This is a genomic window from Streptomyces sp. NBC_01408, from assembly GCF_026340255.1.
GTDB lineage: Bacteria > Actinomycetota > Actinomycetes > Streptomycetales > Streptomycetaceae > Streptomyces.
Map to the genome: position 1 here is coordinate 1,284,001 of NZ_JAPEPJ010000001.1, position 6,000 is coordinate 1,290,000.

Genomic DNA, 6,000 nt, shown 5'->3' on the forward strand with positions numbered 1-6,000 from the left:
CTATCAGAAGATCTCCACCGGTTTTCACCGGCTTCGGATTTCTCAATGGAGACAGATGTCCTGCCATGGAATTGCATTCCGTGCAGGGAGTGCTGCCGAACTGTCCAGTTCGAGGCAACCGCTCCACTCTACAACCCCCTGCCCGAGCCTCCAAATCGGCCTGGCCCGCCCCGCCTGACCTGCGATCCTGCCTGCCATCGGAGCCCCCGCCGTGGCCGTCGCGTTGCAGTACCGGCACGGGACATTGCGACGGCTCTTCCCGTACTCCTGTGTGCTCTACGAGCATCAGTTCGGCGGTCCGGCGACCGGAATCGGGAAGTCCGTCGTCCATACGAGCACCGTCCACCACGCTCACGGCCTCCAGCCCGGTGGCGCCTATGCCGTACGCCGCTCCCTGAGCTTGTTCCTTGACCTCCCGACGGGATGCTTGATCACTGGTGGACCGTTGCGGTGAGGCGTTGCAGCGCGGCGTGAGCGGGTGGGCCCCAGGAGGGCTTGCCTCCAGGGCGGCCGTGGACGCCGGCATTCCCGATGTGGATGCCGGCGAGAGCGCGCAGCACCGCCCAGCCACGGGCGCGGCGTAGGGTCGCGGCGTCCGGGCTTGGCTGGTACGTCTCGTGGAAGCGGTCGATGGCACCGTCCGGCAGCAGGATCCAAGCTGCGGCGAGGTCGCAGGCTGGGTCGCCGGCGAAGAGGTCGCCGAAGTCGATCACTCCGGAGAACGTGCCGTTCGTGGTCAGGATGTTCGCTGGATGCAGGTCGCCGTGCAGCCAAAGTCTTGGGCCTGCCCAGTCCGGCGCGGCGGCGGCGTCCTCCCAGACCGCGCGGACGGCGTCCGGGTCGCGAACCAGCCCCAGTTCGGTGGCCGAGGCGAGCCCTTGGGTGAAGTGTTCGGCGGTGTCGGCCAGCGGGCCACCGCGGTCTCTGCCTGAGGGCGCCCCGTCTGGGGCGGGGCGGTGGAGGGCGGTCAGGAAGGCGGCCAAGGTGACGGCCGCCTCCGTGGCGCGCGTAGCGGGGGCGCGGTCGGCGGGCTCGCCTCCGATCCCCGTCGCGATCGAGACCAGCCGCGGCCTGTAGTCGCCGTGCTGCGGACCGGGAAGCGGCCAGTGTTCACGATCAACCCGTGAGCCGCCGCCCGATACCGCGACCGGCACGCCGTCTCCCGCAAGAAGTCCGACCCCGGCGACGCCCTCGTCCTGGCGAACATTCTCCGCACCGACATGCACGCCCACCTGCCCCTGCCCGACGACAGCGACCTGGCCCGCGCCATCGCGGTCCTGGCCCGGGCCCAACAGGACGCCGTCTGGAATCGACAGCAGCTCGCCAACCAGCTCCGCTCCCTGCTGCGCGAGTACTACCCCGCCGCGTTGGCGGCTTGCGCCAAGTGGGACAACGGTCTGTGCCGCCCGGAGGCCCGCGAGCTCCTCAACCTGGTCCCCACGCCGACCAGGGCCGCCCGCCTGACCCGCCCGCAGCTCACCGCCACACTCAAAACGAGCTGGCCGTAAGCGCGGCATCGAGGCCGAAGCCGAGCGGCTCCTCGAGTCCTTCCGCCAGGACTGGGCCCATCAGCCACCCCTGGTCGAGGACGCGCTGGGCAGACAAATGCTCGCTCTCCTGGGCCAGCTCGCGGCCGCCTGCACCGCCGCAGACGAGCTCGCCCAGGCGGTGGAGGAAGTCTTCCCACAACATCCAGACGCGGAGATCATCCTCAGCTTTCCCGGCCTCGGCACCCAGCTCGGTGCCCGTGTGCTGGCCGAGATCGGAGACGACCGCACCCGGTTCGCCGACGCCCGTGGCCTGAAGGCCTACGCCGGCGCCTTACCCGTCACCCGTCACCCGTCACCCGTCACCCGTCACCCGTCACCCGTCACCCGTCACCCGTCACCCGAGCTTCGGGGAAGAAGTCGAGCATCACCCGGCGCTGGGTGAAGAACGACCGTCTCAACCATGCGGGATATCTCTGGGCTTTCGCGTCCCTGACGGCCTCCAGGGGAGCCAAAGCCCACTACCGGCGCCGACGCGCCGAGCACTCCGACTGGCACGCCGCCGCCCAACGCAACCTCTTCAACCGCGTGATCGGCCAGCTCTACCACTGTCTCCAGCAGCGCCATCCATATGACGAGGCACTGGCCTTCCCAGCACCGACCGCCGAGGTCACCACAGCGGCCGCATAGCCCAGTGCGTCTACTGGCCTGGGGACGTCACCCAGGGAGCGAACCGCTGATCGGGGCCTGCATCCTCGCGCCAGTACCGCAGGACCATTTCCTGGACGATGTCGAGGCGCTCTGCGGCGATGAGACACGAGACCGGTTCCTGCCCGCCGGCGTCGGCTTCGAAGGCGACCACGATGGGCGGCTTCTCTCCGAGCTGACGAGTGACTTTCAGGAGCTCGTCGGGCGACGGGGATCGGAAGACCGGATCGTGAAAGCCGGACGGACAACTGACGAAGATCGGATCGCCGAAGATCAGTTCCAGGCCGTGGTGGTAGGTCAAGTCGTGGCCGGCGGCGAGCCTGAGCTGTCCGCCGTCCCAGGCGACGACGTCCCAGTCCCACCAGGACCCTTCGGGAAGCTGGATCGCAGTATGCGTTCCTTCGGCATCCACCGGCGGTCTCCTCATCCCGTTCGAACAGATCGACAGGCTACACAGCGGCTGCGAGCGTGCGGCTTGACGTACACCGGGCTGAGCCCGCGTGCCTTCGGGAAACTGGTGACGGTTCTGCGGCGTGAGGGTGCAGACGCGGTCCGCAAGGGCCGGCCGTGGAGCCTTGTGCTGGAGGACCGGGCACTGCTGGTCGCGGCGTACTGGCGCACGAACTTGACGATGCGCCAACTCGCCCCACTGTTCGGGGTGTTCAAGTCGGCCGCGGACCGCATCATCGACCACCTCGGGCCCGGGACAACCCGTAGGTGGCCTAAGCCTCCGGAGCCCTGACCGCACTGAACGCCCACGACGGCTCGTTCCACTGGCACACCGAACTCAAGGTGGCCGGGGAACCGACCACCGCACTCTGCCTCTCGTCGCACCCCAGGGACACCTGCTCCGCGGAACCGTCGACGGCCGCCCCCTGATCCCGGGAAGCGCTCAGAGGTTCACTCGCTTGAGGTACACCCGGCTGCGGTGCGGGATGGTCTGGTACCAGACCATCAGGTGCTCGTCCTCGTACGTACGCAGCCGCATCGGGTGCGGGTCCTCGTAGAGGCTGCCGTCCTTGGGGTCGATCGCCATCGACGCCAGGTCGACCAGGCCGTCCATGACAGCGCCGACGAGGGCCTGGTGCTCGGCGGGCATGTCGCCGAGCACCCACAGACGGCTGGGATCGCACTCCCAGGCCCAGCCGTTGTCGTTCTCGACGCCTTCGCCCCGCCGGCTCACTGACCGATTTCCCGCTGGGCCTCGGCGAGGATGCGGCTGCTCGTCTCCATCGCGGCCCGAAACTCCGCCTCCGTGGCCGCGGGATCTCCCGCGATGCGTTCTGCCTCGTGGAGCGCGGCCGCCCGGGCCGGCCAGCGGTGGATCGCCACGTGGGTGGCCCACTTGATCAGAAAGAACCGCAGCGGATTGATCGCGCCCGTTTCCGCGGCACGGTCGAACGCCTCGTTGCATTCCTTGTCGAGCACGGCGAGGTTCGCCATGTCGATCCTGCGCACGGCGTCCCGCAGGGCTTCCCGCGTCATGGCCGGCTGAGGGATGAGCGGCCCGCCGTCTTCCAGCTGCTGTGCTGTCATCGCGTCCTCCAGAGGAACGCTGGCCAGGATACCCAGCCGGCCCCGGCCATCGGCTCGTGAACGCAGAAAAGCCCCGCACCGAACCCGTAAGGGTTTGGTGCGGGGCTTCCGCAATGATTGTTCGGCGGCGTCCTACTCTCCCACAGGGTCCCCCCTGCAGTACCATCGGCGCTGAAAGGCTTAGCTTCCGGGTTCGGAATGTAACCGGGCGTTTCCCTAACGCTATGACCACCGAAACACTATGAAGTTAACCAACCGGGCATGGACACGGTTCGTTACTTCAGAACTAACACAGTGGACGCGAGCAACTGAGGACAAGCCCTCGGCCTATTAGTACCAGTCAGCTTCACCCGTTACCGGGCTTCCACATCTGGCCTATCAACCCAGTCGTCTACTGGGAGCCTTACCCTCTCAAGGAGGTGGGAATACTCATCTTGAAGCAGGCTTCCCGCTTAGATGCTTTCAGCGGTTATCCCTCCCGAACGTAGCCAACCAGCCATGCCCTTGGCAGGACAACTGGCACACCAGAGGTTCGTCCGTCCCGGTCCTCTCGTACTAGGGACAGCCCTTCTCAATATTCCTACGCGCACAGCGGATAGGGACCGAACTGTCTCACGACGTTCTAAACCCAGCTCGCGTACCGCTTTAATGGGCGAACAGCCCAACCCTTGGGACCGACTCCAGCCCCAGGATGCGACGAGCCGACATCGAGGTGCCAAACCATCCCGTCGATATGGACTCTTGGGGAAGATCAGCCTGTTATCCCCGGGGTACCTTTTATCCGTTGAGCGACGGCGCTTCCACAAGCCACCGCCGGATCACTAGTCCCGACTTTCGTCCCTGCTCGACCCGTCGGTCTCACAGTCAAGCTCCCTTGTGCACTTACACTCAACACCTGATTGCCAACCAGGCTGAGGGAACCTTTGGGCGCCTCCGTTACCCTTTGGGAGGCAACCGCCCCAGTTAAACTACCCATCAGACACTGTCCCTGATCCGGATCACGGACCGAGGTTAGACATCCAGCACGACCAGAGTGGTATTTCAACGGCGACTCCACAACCACTGGCGTGGCTGCTTCAAAGTCTCCCACCTATCCTACACAAGCCGAACCGAACACCAATATCAAACTATAGTAAAGGTCCCGGGGTCTTTCCGTCCTGCTGCGCGAAACGAGCATCTTTACTCGTAGTGCAATTTCACCGGGCCTATGGTTGAGACAGTCGAGAAGTCGTTACGCCATTCGTGCAGGTCGGAACTTACCCGACAAGGAATTTCGCTACCTTAGGATGGTTATAGTTACCACCGCCGTTTACTGGCGCTTAAGTTCTCAGCTTCGCCACACCGAAATGTGACTAACCGGTCCCCTTAACGTTCCAGCACCGGGCAGGCGTCAGTCCGTATACATCGCCTTACGGCTTCGCACGGACCTGTGTTTTTAGTAAACAGTCGCTTCTCGCTGGTCTCTGCGGCCACCCCCAGCTCAAGGAGCAAGTCCTCTCACCAGTGATGGCCCCCCTTCTCCCGAAGTTACGGGGGCATTTTGCCGAGTTCCTTAACCATAGTTCACCCGAACGCCTCGGTATTCTCTACCTGACCACCTGAGTCGGTTTAGGGTACGGGCCGCCATGAAACTCGCTAGAGGCTTTTCTCGACAGCATAGGATCATCCACTTCACCACAATCGGCTCGGCATCAGGTCTCAGCCTTAATGAGGGACGGATTTGCCTACCCCTCGGCCTACACCCTTACCCCGGGACTACCACCGCCCGGGCTGGACTACCTTCCTGCGTCACCCCATCGCTTACCTACTACCACCTTGGATCGGCGGCTCCACCACTTTCCTTTCCCCGAAGGGTCCGGAACGGCTTCACGGCCTTAGCATTAGAGGATTCGATATTGGGCGTTTCAAAGCGGGTACCGGAATATCAACCGGTTGTCCATCGACTACGCCTGTCGGCCTCGCCTTAGGTCCCGACTTACCCTGGGCAGATCAGCTTGACCCAGGAACCCTTAGTCAATCGGCGCACACGTTTCTCACGTGTGTATCGCTACTCATGCCTGCATTCTCACTCGTGAACCGTCCACAACTAGCTTCCGCTGCTGCTTCACCCGGCACACGACGCTCCCCTACCCATCACAGCGGGCGTTGGCCCTATTGCTGCAATGACACGACTTCGGCGGTACGCTTGAGCCCCGCTACATTGTCGGCGCGGAATCACTTGACCAGTGAGCTATTACGCACTCTTTCAAGGGTGGCTGCTTCTAAGCCA

General features: G+C 64.4%; 3 protein-coding genes, 2 rRNA genes and 3 pseudogenes (1 of these 8 only partly in view). 2 read left to right on the forward strand and 6 right to left on the reverse strand.

What is annotated here, in order from left to right; translation table 11 throughout:
• Positions 1-431 precede the first annotated feature (431 nt).
• Positions 432-1,055 (reverse strand): annotated as a pseudogene (locus tag OG447_RS05995) (phosphotransferase); the annotation flags it as partial.
• Between OG447_RS05995 and OG447_RS32245 the strand changes: the two are divergent.
• Positions 1,027-2,177, forward strand: a pseudogene (locus OG447_RS32245) (transposase); the annotation flags it as partial. The pseudogenes OG447_RS05995 and OG447_RS32245 sit on opposite strands and share 29 nt — an antisense overlap.
• A gap of 10 nt (positions 2,178-2,187) precedes the next feature.
• Here the strand turns inward: OG447_RS32245 and OG447_RS06020 are convergent.
• Positions 2,188-2,607 carry a hypothetical protein gene (locus tag OG447_RS06020; RefSeq protein ID WP_266935363.1) on the reverse strand — a complete coding sequence of 140 codons (420 nt, stop codon included), beginning with the start codon at positions 2,605-2,607 and terminating at the stop codon, positions 2,188-2,190.
• Between the two features lie 48 nt (positions 2,608-2,655).
• Between OG447_RS06020 and OG447_RS06025 the strand changes: the two are divergent.
• Positions 2,656-2,898 (forward strand): annotated as a pseudogene (locus OG447_RS06025) (transposase family protein); the annotation flags it as partial.
• A 189-nt stretch (positions 2,899-3,087) separates the two neighbouring features.
• On the opposite strand, the gene OG447_RS06030 reads toward OG447_RS06025, so the two are convergent.
• From OG447_RS06030 to OG447_RS06045, 4 genes are all read right to left on the reverse strand, one after another.
• Entirely contained in the window at positions 3,088-3,378 is a 291-nt protein-coding gene (locus OG447_RS06030; RefSeq protein ID WP_266935364.1) for a hypothetical protein, read from the reverse strand.
• Positions 3,375-3,731, reverse strand: coding sequence for a hypothetical protein (locus OG447_RS06035; protein ID WP_266935366.1), 357 nt, complete (start codon positions 3,729-3,731; stop codon positions 3,375-3,377). Before OG447_RS06035 ends, OG447_RS06030 begins: the two co-directional genes overlap by 4 nt.
• 119 nt (positions 3,732-3,850) lie before the next feature.
• A 5S ribosomal RNA gene (gene rrf / locus OG447_RS06040) occupies positions 3,851-3,967 on the reverse strand.
• Positions 3,968-4,041: 74 nt separating this feature from the next.
• Positions 4,042-6,000: ribosomal RNA gene (locus OG447_RS06045) — 23S ribosomal RNA — on the reverse strand (it continues 1,164 nt past the right edge of the window).